A 17,734-nucleotide genomic window follows, 5' to 3' on the forward strand; every position below is an offset into this window, starting at 1 on the left:
CCCGGCTGACGCGCGCGGCGCCCGCCGCCATCCGTCCGACCCCGAGAGGCCCCCACCGACCATGACGGCCACCCTGCCGAACCGGCTCCCCCGGACGGCCGCCCGTCGCACCGTCCTCGACGGGGCGGGCGTCCCGCTGTCCGCGCTGCTCGCGCTCCCCGACGACGTCCCGCCCCGCGCCACCGTGGTGGCGTTGCACGGCGCCGGGATGAGCGGCGGCTACTTCGACGGCTCCGCGCACCCGGACGCCTCGCTCCTCGGACTCGGCGCGCGCCTCGGCTATGCCGTGCTCGCCGTCGACCGCCCCGGCTACGGCGACTCCGCTCCCGTACTGCCCCGGGGCTGCGACCGCCAGGAGCAGTCCGCCCTGCTGCGCGCCGCCCTCGCGGAGTTCGCGGCGACCCACGAGACCGGCGCCGGGATGTTCCTGCTGGGGCATTCGTACGGCGGGATGCTCGCCCTCACGGCCGCCGCCGACGGCCTGGCGGGCGGTGGCACGGCCTCCGGCGTGCCGCTGCTCGGTGTGGACGTCTCGGGCTGCGGCCGGCGCCTGGCCGTCGACCCGGTCCCGCCGGAGGGTTCGCTGCGCAGGACCGCCCGGCACTGGGGCCCCCTGCGCTGCTATCCGCCGGACACGTTCCGTTCCAGCCAGACGCTGGTCGGGCCGGTGCCGGAGCGCGAGCGGGGCGACGCCGGTGCCTGGGCGGACCTGTTTCCCGGCGTGGCGGAGCGCGTCCGCGTACCGGTACGCCTGACGTTCGCCGCCCACGAGGCGTGGTGGAGGCAGGACGATTCCGAGCTGGCCGAGCTGGCGTCGGCGTTCACGGCCGCGCCGCGCGTGCTCGTCGAGCGCCAGCCGCAGGCCGGCCACAACATCAGCCTCGGCTGGGCGGCCCGCGCCTACCACCTGCGGGCCCTGGCCTTCGCCGAGGACTGCCTGCGACCCACCGACCCGCCTTCGTCCCCCGGGCGAACACGACCCGCCGACCCGCCTTCACCCACCCAGCGAACAGGAAGGGACATGCCATGACGGCAGCCGTTCCCCCCGACGCCGAGACCGGGGCCCGGCTCGACGAACTCCAGCGGCTCAAGACGCTGGCCGACGAGGGCCCCAACCCCGAGGCGACCGCACGCCAGCACGCCAAGGGCAAGCTGACCGCGCGCGAGCGGATCGAGCTGCTGCTCGACAAGGGCAGCTTCTGCGAGATCGAACCGCTGCGGCGGCACCGGGCGACCGGCTTCGGTCTGGAGTCCAACCGTCCTTACACGGACGGGGTGGTGACCGGCTGGGGCGAGGTCGACGGCCGTACGGTCTTCGTCTACGCGCACGACTTCCGGATCTTCGGCGGCGCCCTCGGCGAGGCGCACGCCGCCAAGATCCACAAGATCATGGACATGGCCATCGCGGCCGGGGCGCCGCTGGTGTCCCTCAACGACGGCGCGGGCGCCCGTATCCAGGAGGGCGTCTCCGCGCTCGCCGGATACGGCGGGATCTTCCAGCGGAACACCAAGGCGTCCGGCGTCATCCCGCAGATCAGCGTGATGCTCGGCCCGTGCGCCGGCGGCGCCGCCTACTCGCCGGCCCTGACCGACTTCGTGTTCATGGTCCGCGAGACCTCGCAGATGTTCATCACGGGACCGGACGTCGTCAAGGCGGTCACGGGTGAGGAGATCACCCAGAACGGTCTCGGCGGCGCCGACGTCCACGGCGGCGTCTCGGGTGTGGCCCACTTCGTCCACGACGACGAGGAGTCCTGCCTCGCCGACGTCCGCTACCTGCTGTCGATGCTGCCGTCCAACAACCGCGACCTGCCGCCCGTCGTCCAGAGCGGCGACCCGGCTGACCGCGCGAACGACCGCCTGCTCTCCCTCGTACCCGCCGACGCCAACCGCTCGTACGACGTCCGCGGCGTCGTCGAGGAGCTCGCGGACGACGGCGAGTTCATGGAGGTGCACGCCGACTGGGCGCCGAACCTGGTCTGCGCGCTCGGCCGCCTCGACGGGCACGTCGTCGGCTTCGTCGCGAACCAGCCCGCGGCCTTCGCGGGTGTCCTCGACATCCGGGCGAGCGAGAAGGGTGCCCGCTTCGTCCAGTTCTGCGACGCGTTCAACATCCCCCTCGTCACCCTGGTGGACGTGCCCGGCTTCCTGCCCGGCGTCGACCAGGAACACGAGGGCATCATCCGGCGCGGCGCCAAGCTGCTCTACGCCTACTGCAACGCGACCGTGCCCCGCATCTCCGTCGTGATGCGCAAGGCGTACGGCGGCGCCTACATCGTCATGGACTCGCGTTCCATCGGCGCCGACATCGCCCTCGCCTGGCCCCTCAACGAGATCGCCGTCATGGGCGCCGAGGGCGCCGCCAACGTCGTCTTCCGGCGCGAGATCGCCGCCGCCGACGACCCCGACGCGGTCCGCGCGCAGAAGATCGACGAGTACCGCCGGGAACTGGTCCACCCGTACTACGCGGCGGAACGCGGCCTCGTCGACGACGTCGTCGACCCGCGCGAGACCCGGGCCGTGCTCTGCAGGGCGGTCACCATGCTCGCCGCGAAGCACGCGGAACTTCCCCACCGCAAGCACGGCAACCCGCCGCAGTGATCCACCGGACCCACCGGACCACCAGATCCGCCGGACCCGTGGCACGTCGGCAAGTCCCTTTGAAGGAGAGGTACATGGATGCTTCCGTGATCGTCGCAGGCGCCGGTCCGACCGGTCTCGCGCTCGCCGCGGAACTGCGGCTCGCCGGCGTCGACGTCATCGTCGTCGAGCGCCTCGCCGAGCCCACGGGCGAGTCCCGCGGCCTGGGCTTCACCATCCGCACCATGGAGGTCTTCGACCAGCGCGGCCTGCTGCCCCGCTTCGGCGACATGGTGACGAGCAACGCCGGCCACTTCGGCGGCCTCCCGATGGACTTCGGCATCCTCGGCAGCAACCACCAGGCCGCGAAGTCCGTCCCGCAGCACGTCACCGAGGCGGTCCTGGAGGAATGGGCCACGGATCTCGGCGTCGACCTGCGCCGCGGCACCGAACTGCTCGCGCTGCGCGACACCGGCGACGGCGTCGAGATCGACGTACGCGATCCGGAGGGCGAGCGGCAGACGCTCACCGCACGCTGGCTGGTCGGCTGCGACGGCGGCCGGAGCCTCGTCCGCAAGGCCATCGGGTCCGAGTTCCCCGGCACCGCCGCCACCCTGGAGATGTACCTCGCCGACATCCGAGGCGTGGACCTCGAACCCCAGCTGATCGGCAAGACGTACCCCGGCGGCATGGTCATGGTCGGCCCGCTCGGCGACGGCGTGAACCGCATCATCGTCTGCGAGCGCGGCACCCCGCCCCAGCGGCGCGACGCCCCGCCGCCGTACGCGCAGGTCGCCGCCGCCTGGGAGCGCCTCACCGGCATCGACATCTCACACGCGGAGCCCGTCTGGGTCAGCGCCTTCGGCGACGCCACCCGGCTGGTCACCGAGTACCGCCGCGGCCGGGTACTGCTCGCCGGCGACGCCGCGCACATCCACCTGCCGGCCGGTGGTCAGGGCATGAACACCGGCATCCAGGACGCCGTCAACCTCGGCTGGAAGCTCGCCGCCGTCGTCCGCGGCACCGCCCCCGAGGCGCTGCTCGACACGTACCACGACGAGCGCCACCCGGTCGGGCAGCGGCTGATGATGAACACCAGGGCGCAGGGTCTGCTGTTCCTCGGCGGCCCCGAGATCCAGCCGCTGCGCGACGTGATCGGCGAACTCCTCACGCACGAGGAGGTCGCCCGGCACCTCTCCGGCATGGTGAGCGGCCTGGAGATCCGTTACGACGTCGGGACCGGCACCAACCCGCTCCTCGGCCTGCGCATGCCGCACCTGGAGCTGGTGTCGGACACCGCCAAGACCAGCAGCACCGCGCTGCTGCACGCCGGCCGCGGCATCCTCCTCGACCTGGAGGACAACGCCGAGCTGCGGCGCCGCGCCGACGGCTGGACCGACCGGGTCGACCTGGTCACCGCCGCGCCGCACGGCGTCGACCCGGCCGGCCCGCTCGCCGGCGTCTCGGCCGTCCTGGTGCGGCCCGACGGGCACGTGGCCTGGGTCGCGCCCGGCAGCCATCACGACCTTCCCATGGCGCTCGGCCGGTGGTTCGGACCGTCCCGGCACGAGTCGGACCGATAGGAGACGGACATGCACAGCACCCTCATCGTGGCCCGGATGGAGCCCGGCTCGGCCGTGGACGTGGCCAAGCTCTTCGGCGCCTTCGACGAGACGGAGATGCCGCACCGCATGGGCACGCTCCGCCGCCAGCTCTTCTCCTACCGGGGTCTCTACTTCCACCTCCAGGACTTCGCGGGCGAGGACGGCGGCGAGCGGATCGAGCAGGCCAAGACGGACCCGCGCTTCGTCGGCATCAGCGAGGACCTCAAGCCGTTCATCACCGCCTACGACCCGGCCACCTGGCGGTCCCCGGCCGACGCCATGGCCCAGCGCTTCTACGACTGGAACGCCCGCCCCTGAGCACCGACCCAGGTCGCACACGAAAGGAACACCCCGTGTCCTCCACTGAGTTCACCCTCGACAACCTCGTCCACATCCTGCGCGAGGGCGCCGGCGCCGACGAGTCCGCCGACCTCGGCGGCGACATCCGCGACACCGACTTCGAGAGCCTCGGCTACGAGTCGCTGGCCCTGCTGGAGACGATCGGCCGCATCGAGCGCGAGTACGGCATCACCCTCGACGACGACATCCTGGCCAGCGCCGGTACGCCCGGGCAGCTCATCGACGCCGTCGGCGCGCAGCTGGCCCACGCCCGGACCGACTGACCGGCTGACCTACTGGCCGACTGACCTACTGGTCGGCTGACTTACCGACCGGCTGACCTATTGGTCGGTGTCCGGCGCCTCCTGGCCCCGCACGAGCCACGACCGTCGGTCTCGGCTCACGCCCCCGTACACGTCCACGCCCACAGGAGTAGTCCCCCATGACCCAGCAGAACCCGAGAACCGCCCTCGTCACCGGTGCGACCAGCGGCATCGGCCTCGCCGTGACCCGGCTGCTCGCCGCGAACGGGCACCGCGTCTTCCTCTGCGCCCGTGACGAGGAGCGGGTCACGCAGACCGTCAAGGAGCTGCGCGAGGAGGGCCTGGACGTCGACGGCGCCGCCTGCGACGTCCGCTCCGTCGACGACGTCCGGCGTTTCGTGCGGCTCGCCGTGGAGCGCTTCGGCACCGTGGACGTCCTCGTCAACAACGCGGGGCGCAGCGGCGGCGGGCCGACCGCCGGCATCGACGACGAGCTGTGGCTCGACGTCATCGACACCAACCTCAACAGCGTCTTCCGGATGACCCGCGAGGTGCTGAACGCCGGCGGCATGTCCGGCAAGACCAGTGGCCGGATCATCAACATCGCCTCCACCGCGGGCAAGCAGGGCGTCGTCCTCGGCGCCCCCTACTCCGCCTCCAAGCACGGGGTCGTCGGCTTCACCAAGGCCCTCGGCAACGAGCTCGCGCCGACCGGCATCACCGTGAACGCCGTCTGCCCCGGCTACGTCGAGACGCCCATGGCGCAGCGGGTCCGGCAGGGCTACGCCGCCGCGTACGACGCCACCGAGGACCAGATCCTGGAGAAGTTCCAGGCCAAGATCCCGCTCGGCCGGTACTCCACCCCGGAGGAGGTCGCGGGTCTCGTCGGCTACCTGGCCTCCGACACCGCCGCCTCCATCACCTCGCAGGCGCTCAACGTCTGCGGCGGCCTCGGCAACTTCTGATCGCCCCGCACCCTTCCACCCACCCCGTACACCCCACCCGGATCAAGGAGGCATGGCATCGATGACCGTGCGCGAAGTGGAACACGAGATCACCGTCGCGGCCCCGGTCGAGCGGGTCTACCAGCTGATCGCGGAGGTCGAGAACTGGCCGCTGATCTTCCCGCCGACCATCTACGTCGACCACGTGGAGCGCGGTGAGCGCGAGGAGCGCATCCGCATCTGGGCCACCGCCAACGACGACGTCAAGAACTGGACCTCGCGCCGCACCCTCGACGCCGAGGCCCGGCGGATCACCTTCCGCCAGGAGGTGCCCGCCGAGCCGGTCGCCGCGATGGGCGGCGCCTGGGTCATCGAGCCGGCCGGAGCGGACGCCTGCCGGGTCCGGCTGCTGCACGACTACCGGGCGATCGACGACGACCCGGCCAAGCTCGCATGGATCGACGAGGCCGTCGACCGCAACAGCCGCTCGGAGCTGGCCGCCCTGAAGGCCAACGTCGAGCGCGTCGCCGCCGAGGACGAGCTGCGGTTCTCCTTCGCCGACGCCGTCACCGTGCGGGGCGCCGCGAAGGACGTCTACGACTTCCTGAACGAGGCGGACCTCTGGAAGGAGCGCCTGCCGCACGTCGCGAAGGTCGTCCTCACCGAGACCTCGCCCGGGCTCCAGACGCTGCGGATGGACACGCTCACCAAGAACGGCGACTCGCACACCACCGAGTCCGTCCGGGTCTGCTTCCCGCACAGCCGCATCGCGTACAAGCAGACGACGCTGCCCGCCCTGATGAACCTGCACACCGGGCTCTGGACGGTCGAGGAGGACGGCGAGGGAACCACCACCGTCACCTCCCACCACACCGTCGTCGTCAACACCGAGAACATCACCCGCATCCTCGGCGCCGACGCCGGGGTGCCCGAGGCGCGCGCCTTCCTGCGCGAGGCCCTCGGCGGCAACAGCCGGGCGACCCTCGGGTACGCCAAGGAGTACGCGGAAGCGCGGCGCTGAACCGTGGCCGCGACGGGAGGCTCTTCCGGGACCGAGCCGCGCGGCTCCGAGGTGCGCGTCTCCGCTGTACGGGACACCGACGGGCGTGACACCGGGGTGCGTGACACCGGTGTGCGTGACACCGACGTGCTCGTCGTGGGTGCGGGTCCGGCCGGCCTCATGCTCGCCGGTGAACTGCGCCTCGGCGGGGCCCGGGTCACGGTCCTGGAGCGGCTGACCGCCGCCACCGACGAGTCCCGGGCGTCGGTGCTGCACGCGCGCACGATGGAACTCCTCGACGCGCGGGGGCTCCTCGGCCGCCTGGGACCGCCGCCGAACGTCGGCCCCGGCCACTTCGGCGGCCTCCGCCTCGACCTCGCCGAAGCCGGCGACAGCCCGTACGCCGGACTGTGGAAGGCGCCGCAGACCCTCGTCGAGAAGGTGCTGGGGGAGTGGGCCGCCGGGCTCGGCGCGACCGTGCTCCGCGGCCACACCGTGACCGGCCTGGACGACGGTCCCGACGGGGTACGCGTCGAGGCGCGCGGCCCGGACGGCGCCACGCGCGTGTTCCGCGCCGCGTACGCGGTGGGCTGCGACGGCATGCGGAGCACCGTCCGTGACCTGGCCGGATTCGCCTTTCCCGGCGAGGACGCCGGCCGGGAACTGATCCGCGTGGACCTGACGGGCGTCGACATCGCGGACCGCCGCTTCGAACGGCACCCGCAAGGCGTGGCGAACGCCCGCCGCGGCCCGGACGGCGTCACCCGGCTCATGCTGCACGCCCACGGCTCCGACCCCGGGGCCCGCGTCCGGCCGCCGGACTTCGCCGAGGTGTGCGCCCTGTGGGCCCGCATCACCGGGGAGGACCTCTCCGGCGGGCGGGCCCTGTGGATCGACGCCTTCGACGACGCCTGCCGGCAGGTCACCCGCTACCGGGAGGGCCGGGTGCTGCTCGCCGGGGACGCCGCGCACGTCCAGCTGCCCGTCGGCGGACAGGCGCTCAACCTCGCCCTCCAGGAGGCCGTCGCACTCGGCGGCCGGCTCGCGGCCGTCGCGACCGGGAGCGCCGGGGGGTCTCTCGCCGAGGCGCACGACGTCCTCGACGCGTACGACGCCGAGTGCCGTCCGGCGGCCGCCCGGGTGCTCGGCAACATCCGGGCCCAGGCGCTGCTGCTGTTCGGTCCCTCCGGACTGGACCCGATGCGGCGGCTCGTCGGCGAGCTGCTCGAACTGCCCGCGGCCCGACGGCACCTGGCCGCCATGATCAGCGGCCTCGACCGGCCCCTGCAGGCCGCCCCCGGCACCGGCACCGGCACAGGCGCCGCCGCCCCCGCACGTACCACCGACCACACGAAGCGACGCAGGAGGAGCAACACCATGGGCAAGCTCAGCGGGAAGGCCGCGCTCGTCACCGGGTCCAGCCGCGGCATCGGCCGTGCGACCGCCATCCGCCTGGCCCGTGAGGGGGCCCTGGTCGCCGTCCACTGCTCGCAGCACCGGGAAGCCGCCGACGAGACCGTCGCCACCATCGAGAAGGAGGGCGGCCGCGCCTTCGCCGTACAGGCCGAACTCGGCGTCGCGGGCGACGTGCACGCCCTCTTCCTCGGCCTGGAGCAGGGCCTGAAGGAGCGCACCGGCTCCACCACCCTCGACATCCTCGTCAACAACGCCGGCGTGATGGGCGGCGTAGCCCCCGAGGACCTCACGCCCGCCGGGTTCGACCGGCTCATCGCCGTCAACGCCAAGGCGCCGTACTTCATCGTGCAGCGCGCCCTGAGCCTCATCCCCGACGGCGGACGGATCATCAACATCTCCTCCGGCCTGACCCGCGTCGCCAACCCGCAGGAGATCGCCTACGCGATGACGAAGGGCGCGATCGACCAGCTCACCCTGCACTTCGCCAAGCACCTGGGGCCGCGCCGGATCACCGTCAACAGCGTCGGTCCCGGCATCACCGACAACGGATCGGCGATCTTCGACAACCCGGAGGCCGTGGAGCAGATGTCCTCGTACTCCGTCTTCGGCCGGGTCGGCGAGGCCTCCGACGTCGGCGACGTCGTCGCCTTCCTCGCCGGCCCCGACGGGCGCTGGATCACCGGCTCCTACCTGGACGCGAGCGGCGGCACGCTGCTCGGTTGAAACGCTCACACCCCTGGGGCGTGGCGCCCCGGGGACGTCCGCCCCGATCCCCCGACCCCGCCCGAGGAGGGTGACTCCCGGATGCCGACGACCGTCCGTCCCGCCGAGGCCCCGCCGGCGGCCGCGTCCCCCCGGTGGCGGCTGCGCGAACGGGCCCTGCTGCTCGTCCTCGCGGGCAACATGCTCATCGACGCGCTCGAGGTCTCCGTCGTACTCGTCGCCCTGCCGGCCGTCCGCGCCGACCTCGGACTCGCGGTGTGGCAGGCGCAGGGGGTGATGAGCGGCTTCGCCCTCGGCTTCGCCGCGCTGCTGCTGCTCGGCCCGCGCATCACCGCGCGATGGGGCCGGCGCCGTGTCTACCTGCTCTCGCTCCCGGTGTTCACCGCCGCCTCGGTGGTGGGCGGGCTCGCCGAGGACGGCGCCGTCCTGATCGCCGCCCGGGTGGTCACCGGGGCCTGCGCGGCGCTCACCGCGCCCACCGGCCTCGCCATCATCAGCACGGCCTTCCCCGAAGGGGCGGAGCGGCGCAGGGCCGTCTCCGTCTACTCCCTGTTCGGGGCCGCCGGGTTCACCATCGGGCTGCTCTCGGCCGGCGCCCTCACCGGCCTGAGCTGGCGGTGGGACGTCGTCCTGCCAGGGCCCGTCGCCCTGGTCCTGCTGCTGTTCGGGCTCCGGCTGCTCCCGGCGGACGACGCGTCCGTACGCAACGGCCCCCGCCCGACGACAGCCCTGCTGCGGCACGGCCCGCTGCTCCGCTCGGCGGTCGGCGCCGCCCTCCTCAACGGCACCTATCTCGGCCTGCTCGTCCTGCTCACCCTCCACTTCCAGGCCCGGTTCGGCTGGGACGCCTGGCGGACGGCCCTCGCCTTCCTGCCCGCCTGCCTGCCGCTCGTGCTCTCGCTGCCCTTCGCCGGGCGGCTCGTCGAGCGGTTCGGGGCCGCCCGGCTCGTCGCGGCGGGCGCCGCGGCGGCGCTGCTCGGTCAGGCGCTCCACCTGCGGCCGGGCGCCCTGGACGACTACGCGGCCGGAGTCCTGCCCGGCCTGCTGTTGATCGGCGCCGCGTTCGTGCTCTCCTTCGCCGCGCTGAACCTGCAGGCCCTGGCCTCGGTTCCGGCGCCGCAGCGCCCGGCGGCCGTGCCGCTGTACCAGGCGGGCGTGCAGCTCGGCGTGGTCCTCGTCCTGCCGGCGGTCGCCGTCCTCTCCACGGTCGGCGACGGACTGCGGGCGCCGCTCGCGCTGCTCACGGCGCTCGCCGCCGCCGGCGTCCTCACGGCCCTCACCGGACTGCGCGGCGACCGAGCGGACCGCCCGCCCGTCTCCAAGAAACCCTCAGGCCCCTCAGGAGAAACAGCGTGAAGATCCTCTTCGTGGCCGCGGGCAGCCCCGCCACGGTGTTCGCCCTGACACCGCTGGCCACCGCGGCGCGCAATGCCGGTCACCAGGTGATCATGGCCGCCAACGACGACATGATGCCCGTCGTCGCGTCCATGGCCCTGCCCGGCGTCCCGACCACCGACCTGCCCATCCGCCACTTCATCACCACCGACCGCCACGGGAAGCCGCTCGACATCCCCGCCGACCCGCTGGAGCAGGCGCACTTCACCGGCGCCTGGTTCGCCCGGATGGCCCTCGCGGGCCTGGACCGGCTCACGGCGCTCGCGGAGCAGTGGCGGCCCGACGTGGTCGTCGGCGGCACCCTCAGCTACGTCGCGCCGCTGCTCGCGGCCCGGCTCGGCGTCCCGCACGTCCGGCAGACCTGGGACGGCGTCGACTCGGACGAGATCCACCGCGGCGCCGAGGCGGAACTCGTCTCGGACCTGCCGGACCTCGGCCTCGACGGGCTGTCCACGCCCGACCTGCTCATCGACATCTGCCCGCCCAGCCTCCGCCCCGCCGACGCCGCCCCCGCCCTGCCGATGCGGCACGTCTCCGTCACCCGGCAGTCAGGCCGCCTCGAACCGTGGATGTACACGCGCGGCGACCGCCCCAGGATCCTCGTCACCTCCGGCAGCCGCGTCGCCAAGGACAGCTACGACCACAACTTCGAGTTCCTGCGCACCCTCGCCGGCGACCTGGCCGGCTGGGACGCCGAGCTGGTCGTCGCCGCCCCCGAGGCCGTCGCCGAGGCGCTGCGCCCCGAGCTGCCCGGCGTACGCCTCGGCTGGCTGCCGCTGGACGTCGTCGCGCCCACCTGCGACCTGTTCGTGCACCACGCCGGCGGTGTCTCCACCCTCACCGGACTCACCGCGGGCGTGCCCCAGCTCCTCATCCCCAAGGGCGCCGTGCTCTGCGTCCCGGCGCAGCGCGTCGCCGACCAGGGCGCGGCCGTCACCCTGCTGCCCGGCGAGGACACCCCCGCCGCGGTCACCGAGGCGTGTCACAACCTTCTTGAGCAGCCCTCCTACCGCACGCGGGCGGGCGAGCTCGCCGCGGAGGTGGCCGGGATGCCGTCCCCCGCGGCCCTCGTCCCCGCACTCGAACGACTCCTGCGCGACTGACGCCGGAAGCGAAAGGACCACCCCTATGAAGGCCCTGGTGCTCTCAGGCGGGTCAGGCACGCGCCTGCGCCCCTTCACCTACTCGATGCCCAAACAGCTGATCCCGGTCGCCAACACCCCGGTGCTCGTCCACGTCCTGCGCAACATCACCGACCTGGGCGTCACCGAGATCGGCGTGGTCGTCGGCGACCGTGCCGCCGAGATCGAGGCGGTCGTCGGCGACGGCTCCCGGTTCGGCGCGCGCGTCACCTACCTGCGGCAGGACGCGCCGCGCGGCCTCGCCCACACCGTCGCCATCGCCCGTGACTTCCTCGGCGACGACGACTTCGCGATGTACCTCGGCGACATCATGCTCCCCGACGGCATCGCCGACGCGGCCGCCGAGTTCACCGCACGGCGGCCCGCCGCGCAGGTCCTCGTGCACAAGGTCGCCGACCCGCGCGCGTTCGGCGTCGTCGAGCTCGGCCCGGACGGCGAGGTGCTGGGCCTGGTCGAGAAGCCGCAGGACCCGCGGAGCGACCTCGCCCTGTGCGGGGTGTACTTCTTCACCTCCGCCGTGCACGAGGCGGTCGCCGCGATCAAGCCCGGCCCGCGCGGCGAACTGGAGATCACCGACGCCGTGCAGTGGCTGGTGAGCGCGGGCGCCCCCGTCCGCGCCCACCACTACGCCGGCTACTGGAAGGACACCGGCCGGGTCGAGGACGTCCTGGACTGCAACCGCTACCTGCTCGACGCCGTACGCGGCTCGGTCGCGGGCCACGTCGACGAGGGCAGCGAACTCATCGGCCCGGTCGTCGTCGAGGAGGGCGCGCGGATCGTGCGCTCCCGCGTCACGGGGCCGGTCGTCGTGGGCGCGGGATCCGTCGTCCGGGACAGCCACCTCGGCCCGTACACCTCGGTGGGCCGCGACTGCCTGGTGGTGGGCAGCCGCCTGGAGGACTCCATCGCCCTCGACGGGGCCTCCGTCACCGGCATCCGCAGCCTGCGGCACTCCGTCATCGGCCGGTCCGCCTCGGTCGGCCCGACCGGCGGCGGCGCGGACCACGTACGGCTCGTCGTCGGCGACCACACGCGCGTGGAGGTGGCCTCATGAGGATCCTCGTCACCGGCGGCGCCGGTTTCATCGGCTCCCACTTCGTCCGCGGGCTGCTCGCGAACCACTACCCGCGCTGGGCGGACGCGCACGTCACGGTCCTGGACAAGCTCACGTACGCCGGCAACCGCGACAACCTGCCCGCGTCCCACCCCCGCCTGGAGTTCGTCCACGGCGACGTCTGCGACCACGCGCTGCTGCGCGACCTGCTGCCCGGCCACGACGCCGTCGTGCACTTCGCCGCCGAGTCGCACGTGGACCGGTCCCTCCAGGGCGCCACGGACTTCTTCCGCACCAACGTCCTCGGTACGCAGACCCTCTTCGACGCGGCCGTCGCCGCGGGCACGCCCCGCGTCGTCCACGTCTCCACCGACGAGGTGTACGGCTCGCTGGCCGAGGGCTCCTGGACGGAGGACATGCCGCTGCTGCCCAACTCGCCGTACGCGGCCTCCAAGGCGTCCTCGGACCTGGTCGCCCGCGCCTACTGGCGCAGCCACGGCCTGAACGTGTCGGTCACCCGCTGCTCCAACAACTACGGGCCGTACCAGCACCCCGAGAAGCTGATCCCGCTGTTCGTCACGAACCTGCTCGAAGGCAGTCCGGTCCCGCTGTACGGCGACGGGCGCAACGTCCGCGAGTGGCTGCACGTCGACGACCACTGCCGCGGCATCGCGCTCGTCCTCGACGGCGGCCGGGCGGGCGAGGTGTACAACATCGGCGGCGGCAACGAGCACACCAACCTGGAGATCACCCACCAGCTGCTCGAACTGCTCGGCGCGGGACCGGAGATGATCCGGCGGGTGGCCGACCGGCAGGGCCATGACCTGCGCTACTCGGTCGACGAGACGAAGATCCGCGAGGAGCTGGGCTACGCGCCGGCGATCGACTTCGCCCGGGGCCTCGCCGACACCGTCGACTGGTACCGGGACCACCCGGAATGGTGGAAGCCCGCCAAGCACCGGGCGGAGCACGGCACGGCCTGACGCCCGCCGCGGGGCACGGCCTGACCCCCGACGCCCCGGCCTCCCGTACGGGGGCTCCCGCCTCCGACCCTCCCGCACAGGAACAGGAGCCAGCGCAATGCACATCCTGGGGAACGGCTTCCTCGCCCGGAGCCTGCAGCCGTTAGCCGACCGCCATCCCGACACCGTCGTCCTCGCCGCGGGCGTCTCCTGGGCGAGCTGCGTCTCCGAGGAGGAGTTCGCCCGGGAACGCGCGCTGCTCGCCGACACCGCCCGCCGCTGCGCCGACACCGGCCGGCGCCTCCTCTTCTTCTCCACCTCCTCCGCCGGTCTTTACGGTCCCCTCGACCGCCCGGCCCGCGAGGACGGGCCGGCGACCCCTTCGACGGCCTACGGCGCCCACAAGCTCGCCCAGGAGGAGCTGCTGCGGGCGAGCGGAGCCGACCACCTGATCCTGCGCCTGAGCCACCTCGTCGGCCCGGGCCAGCCCGAGCACCAGCTGCTGCCGACCCTGGTCCGGCACCTGCGCGAGGGCGTCGTCCAGGTGCACAGGGGCGCCACCCGGGACCTGATCGCGGTCGACGACGTGATCAGGGTCATCGACCGGCTGCTCGGGCTCGGTCTGCGCTCCGGCACCGTCAACGTCGCCTCCGGCACGGCCGTCCCCGTCATGGAGATCGTCGACCACCTCCGGCTGCGCCTGAACGGGTCCGCGCGCGTCGACCAGGTGGACGCGGGACCGATCCACGCGCACACCGTCTCGGTCGCGAAGCTGCACCGGCTCCTGCCGGGGGCCGACACCCCGGGGGCCGGGCCCGACTACTTCCGCGGGGTCCTCGACGCGTACACGGCGACGGTCCCCGTCTGACCCGCGGGCCGCCGCACCCGTCCCACCCGTCTCACACGTTTCAGCGATTCGTCCCACTGGTCTCACCGGTCCCACCCGTCCCGCCCGCCACCTCCCGAACCCCAGGAGAGAGCTCCCATGCCGCACCGGACCATCCGGACCCTCGTCCGCACCGGGCTCAAGCCGCGCGAGGACAGGACGCTCGCCGACCGCCTCGCCGCCTCCGCCGCGGCCCCCGACGGATCGCACCTGCGCACCGCGGACTTCACCGGCTGGCTGGACGGCCGCGGCCGCGAGCACGCCTTCCGGGTCGAACGGATCCCCTTCGCGGCGCTCGACGGCTGGTCGTTCGAGGAAGTGACGGGCAATCTGCGGCACCGTACCGGCCGGTTCTTCAGCGTCGAGGGCCTGCACGTCACGGAGAAGGGCGAGCCGCACGGCGAAGGCCCCGCCGCCGAGTGGTTCCAGCCGACGATCCGGCAGCCCGAAGTCGGCCTCCTCGGCATCCTGGCCAAGGAGTTCGACGGCGTGCTGCACTTCCTCATGCAGGCGAAGATGGAGCCGGGCAATCCCAACCTGCTCCAGCTCTCGCCCACCGTGCAGGCCACCCGCAGCAACTACACCAAGGCCCACCGGGGCGCCGCCGTCCGCCACATCGACCACTTCTTCGGGCCCGGCCGGGGCAGGGTGCTCGTCGACAGCCTTCAGTCGGAGCACGGCTCCTGGTTCTTCCGGAAGTCCAACCGCAACATGGTGGTGGAGGCGCTCGGCGACGTGGAGCCGCACGAGGACTTCTGCTGGCTGACCCTCGGTCAGCTGCATGCCCTGCTGCACCGCGACAACACCGTCAACATGGACTCCCGCACCGTCCTGGCCTGCCTGCCGCCGGCCTCGTACCCCACCCTCTTCGGCGGCCCGGCCGCGCACGAGGCGTCAGCCCTGCTCGGCGACACCGAACTGCTCTCCTGGCTCACCGGCGAGCGGTCCCGGCACCACGTCCGCGCCGAGACCGTCCCGCTCGCCGGACTGCCCGGCTGGACGCTCCGCGACGACGCCATCGGCCACGACGAGGGCCGGTACTTCGAGGTCGTCGCCGTCGACGTACGGGCGGACAGCCGCGAGGTGTCCGGCTGGACCCAGCCGCTGTTCGCCCCCGTCGGCCGGGGCGTCACCGCCTTCCTGACGCGGGAGTTCGACGGGGTGCCGCACGTCCTCGTGCACGCGCGCGTGGAGGGCGGTTTCCTCGACACCGTGGAACTCGGGCCGACCGTCCAGTGCACCCCCGGGAACCACGCCCACCTGCCCCCTGAGCGGCAGCCCGCCTTCCTCGGCACCGTGCTCGCGGCCGGTCCCGAGCGCGTCAGGTACGAGGCCCTGCACGCCGAGGAGGGCGGCCGTTTCCACCACGCGGAGAGCCGCTACCTCGTCGTCGACGCGGACGAGGAGACCGCGCCCGCCGACCCGCCCCCCGGCTACGCCTGGGCCACACCCGCCCAGCTCTCCACGCTGGTGCGGCACGGCCACTACCTGAACGTCCAGGCCCGCACGCTGCTCGCCATCCTCAACGCGCTGCCCGAGAAGGTCGTATGACCGGCCCCGTGCGGATCGGCGTGCTCGGCTGCGCGGACATCGCGCTCCGCCGCATGCTGCCCGCCTTCGCCGCCCACCCCGGCGCCGTGGTCACGGCCGTGGCGAGCCGGGACGCGGACCAGGCCCGGCGCACGGCCGAGCGGTTCGGCGCCAGACCCTTCACCGGGTACGCCGCACTCCTGGCCGACGAGACCCTCGACGCCGTCTACATCCCGCTCCCCGCCGCCCTGCACGCCGCCTGGACGGAGGCCGCCCTCGCCGCCGGCAGGCACGTCCTCGTCGAGAAGCCCGCCGCTCCGGACGCGGCGACGGCGGCCCGGCTGTGCGACCTGGCCCGGTCGGCGGGCCTGGCCCTCGTCGAGAACGTGATGTTCGTCCACCACCCGCGCCACACCGCGGTACGTCAGCTCGTCGCCGACGGCACGATCGGCGAACTGCGGTCGATGCAGGCCGCGTTCACGATTCCCGCGCCCGCCGACGGGGACATCCGCTACGCACCGGAACTGGGCGGCGGCGCCCTCGCCGACATCGGCCTCTACCCGCTGCGCGCCGCGCTCCACCTCCTCGGCGACGGCCTGGAGACCGTCGGGGCCCACCTCGCCGCAGGCCCCGGCCGGCGCGTCGAGACCACGGGTGCGGCGCTGCTGCGCACCCCGGACGACGTCGTCGCCCAGGTGGAGTTCGGGATGGCGCACGCGTACCGCTCGGAGTACCGGCTGCGGGGCAGCGACGGCGAGATCCACGTCGACCGGGCCTTCACCCCGCCGGCCGACCAGGTCCCGGAGATCACCGTGCACCGGGGCGGCGGCGTCGAGCGGATCCGGCTCGATCCCTTCGACCAGGTCGCCGCGGCCGTCGACGCCTTCGTCACCGCCGTACGGGAACGGGCGGCGCCCGACCCCGCCGTGGTCCGGCAGGCGGCGCTGCTCGACGCGGTCCGCCGGTCCGCCGTCGGCCGGGGAGCATGATCGGCCGCGGGCCGGGGCACGACACCGTGGACCGACCGGGTCAGTCCACACACCGAGGGGACCGCCAGATGGCACCGCAGTACGACAACCCGCAGACCGACGACTCGCAGACCAGCAGCAACCCGCAGACCGCCGACTCTCAGACCAGCAGCAACCCGCAGACCGCCGACTCTCAGACCGGCAACCCGCAGACCGTACGCGTGCAGATCGTGGCCGACGTGATCTGCGCCCACTCCTACATCGGCTTCACCCGGCTCGGCCGGGCGGCCGGCCGGCTGCGCGAGGAGGGCGTCGACGTCCGGATCGAGGTCCTGCCCTTCGAGCTGGCGCCCGGCGCGCCGACCACCGGGCAGCCGCTCCTCGCCGTGCTGCGGCACGTCTTCGGCGAGCGGGCCGTCACCGACGCGCTCGCCCTCGCCGAGCGGGCCGTCGCCGACGGGCTGCGCTTCGACTACGAGAACGCCCTGGCCAGCGGAACCTTCGAGGCGCACCGGCTGATCCTGCTCGCCGGCAGGCAGGGCCTGGCGGAGCCGATGGCGGAGCGGCTGTTCCGGGCGCACTTCACCGACGGTCTGCACATCGGCGACCCCGACGTACTGGCCGCGCTCGCGGCCGAGGTGGGCGTGCGGACCGACGAGGAGGCGGCCCGTGACAGCGCGGGTGAGCTGAAGGAGCGGCTCGGCCGGGTGCGCGGGCAGGGGGTGACCGGAGTGCCGGTGATCGTGGTCGACGGGGTGCCGCCGATGACGGGCACGCAGCCGGAGGAGACCTTGTACCGCGCCCTGCGGACGGGTGTCCGCAGCGCCTGACCTGCGGCTGAGGAGGGCGCGGCCCTCCCGGGTCCCGGGAGCTGCCGAGGGCTGTCCCGTATCTCCTGCGTACGCTGTCTAGCTTCTGATACGTTGTA

At 73.4% G+C, this 17,734-nt stretch carries 16 protein-coding genes; all 16 read left to right on the forward strand.

The window, feature by feature from the left end; all coding sequences use genetic code 11:
- Positions 1-61 precede the first annotated feature (61 nt).
- Positions 62-1,030, forward strand: coding sequence for an alpha/beta fold hydrolase (locus ACIA8N_RS18660; protein WP_365776736.1), 969 nt, complete (start codon positions 62-64; stop codon positions 1,028-1,030).
- The gene (locus tag ACIA8N_RS18665; protein WP_365776738.1) at positions 1,027-2,601 is read left to right on the forward strand and encodes an acyl-CoA carboxylase subunit beta; all 1,575 of its coding nucleotides are present in this window, start codon (positions 1,027-1,029) and stop codon (positions 2,599-2,601) included. Before ACIA8N_RS18660 ends, ACIA8N_RS18665 begins: the two co-directional genes overlap by 4 nt.
- Before the next feature lie 74 nt (positions 2,602-2,675).
- Positions 2,676-4,163 carry an FAD-dependent monooxygenase gene (locus ACIA8N_RS18670; RefSeq protein WP_365776740.1) on the forward strand — a complete coding sequence of 496 codons (1,488 nt, stop codon included), beginning with the start codon at positions 2,676-2,678 and terminating at the stop codon, positions 4,161-4,163.
- Positions 4,164-4,172: 9 nt separating this feature from the next.
- The gene (locus tag ACIA8N_RS18675) at positions 4,173-4,502 is read left to right on the forward strand and encodes a TcmI family type II polyketide cyclase (protein ID WP_030205126.1); all 330 of its coding nucleotides are present in this window, start codon (positions 4,173-4,175) and stop codon (positions 4,500-4,502) included.
- Between the two features lie 35 nt (positions 4,503-4,537).
- The gene (locus tag ACIA8N_RS18680; RefSeq protein ID WP_365776742.1) at positions 4,538-4,807 is read left to right on the forward strand and encodes an acyl carrier protein; all 270 of its coding nucleotides are present in this window, start codon (positions 4,538-4,540) and stop codon (positions 4,805-4,807) included.
- A gap of 158 nt (positions 4,808-4,965) precedes the next feature.
- A complete protein-coding gene (gene fabG, locus ACIA8N_RS18685) occupies positions 4,966-5,751 on the forward strand; it encodes a 3-oxoacyl-ACP reductase FabG (protein ID WP_365776744.1) in 786 nt (261 codons plus the stop codon).
- A 61-nt stretch (positions 5,752-5,812) separates the two neighbouring features.
- Entirely contained in the window at positions 5,813-6,751 is a 939-nt protein-coding gene (locus ACIA8N_RS18690; RefSeq protein WP_365777621.1) for an aromatase/cyclase, read from the forward strand.
- A 96-nt stretch (positions 6,752-6,847) separates the two neighbouring features.
- Positions 6,848-8,869: an SDR family oxidoreductase gene (locus tag ACIA8N_RS18695; protein ID WP_399416735.1), complete on the forward strand. Its 2,022-nt coding sequence runs from the start codon at positions 6,848-6,850 to the stop codon at positions 8,867-8,869.
- Positions 8,870-8,950: 81 nt separating this feature from the next.
- Positions 8,951-10,225, forward strand: coding sequence for an MFS transporter (locus ACIA8N_RS18700; protein WP_365776746.1), 1,275 nt, complete (start codon positions 8,951-8,953; stop codon positions 10,223-10,225).
- A complete protein-coding gene (locus ACIA8N_RS18705) occupies positions 10,222-11,367 on the forward strand; it encodes a nucleotide disphospho-sugar-binding domain-containing protein (protein WP_365776748.1) in 1,146 nt (381 codons plus the stop codon). The genes ACIA8N_RS18700 and ACIA8N_RS18705 overlap by 4 nt, the downstream gene beginning before the upstream one ends.
- A gap of 25 nt (positions 11,368-11,392) precedes the next feature.
- Positions 11,393-12,460 (forward strand): glucose-1-phosphate thymidylyltransferase, encoded by a 1,068-nt coding sequence (locus ACIA8N_RS18710; RefSeq protein ID WP_365776750.1) that lies wholly within the window; start codon positions 11,393-11,395, stop codon positions 12,458-12,460.
- Positions 12,457-13,443: a dTDP-glucose 4,6-dehydratase gene (rfbB, locus tag ACIA8N_RS18715; protein WP_365776752.1), complete on the forward strand. Its 987-nt coding sequence runs from the start codon at positions 12,457-12,459 to the stop codon at positions 13,441-13,443. Before ACIA8N_RS18710 ends, rfbB begins: the two co-directional genes overlap by 4 nt.
- Positions 13,444-13,540: 97 nt before the next feature.
- On the forward strand, positions 13,541-14,290 hold the full coding sequence (locus ACIA8N_RS18720) for an NAD-dependent epimerase/dehydratase family protein (RefSeq protein WP_365776754.1): 750 nt from the start codon (positions 13,541-13,543) through the stop codon (positions 14,288-14,290).
- Positions 14,291-14,407: 117 nt separating this feature from the next.
- The gene (locus tag ACIA8N_RS18725; RefSeq protein ID WP_365776756.1) at positions 14,408-15,859 is read left to right on the forward strand and encodes an NDP-hexose 2,3-dehydratase family protein; all 1,452 of its coding nucleotides are present in this window, start codon (positions 14,408-14,410) and stop codon (positions 15,857-15,859) included.
- Entirely contained in the window at positions 15,856-16,827 is a 972-nt protein-coding gene (locus ACIA8N_RS18730; RefSeq protein ID WP_365776758.1) for a Gfo/Idh/MocA family oxidoreductase, read from the forward strand. The genes ACIA8N_RS18725 and ACIA8N_RS18730 overlap by 4 nt, the downstream gene beginning before the upstream one ends.
- Before the next feature lie 68 nt (positions 16,828-16,895).
- The gene (locus ACIA8N_RS18735) at positions 16,896-17,636 is read left to right on the forward strand and encodes a DsbA family oxidoreductase (protein WP_365776760.1); all 741 of its coding nucleotides are present in this window, start codon (positions 16,896-16,898) and stop codon (positions 17,634-17,636) included.
- Positions 17,637-17,734: the final 98 nt, after the last annotated feature.

Source organism: Streptomyces sp. NPDC051822, from assembly GCF_044452745.1.
In the GTDB taxonomy this organism is placed as follows: domain Bacteria; phylum Actinomycetota; class Actinomycetes; order Streptomycetales; family Streptomycetaceae; genus Streptomyces.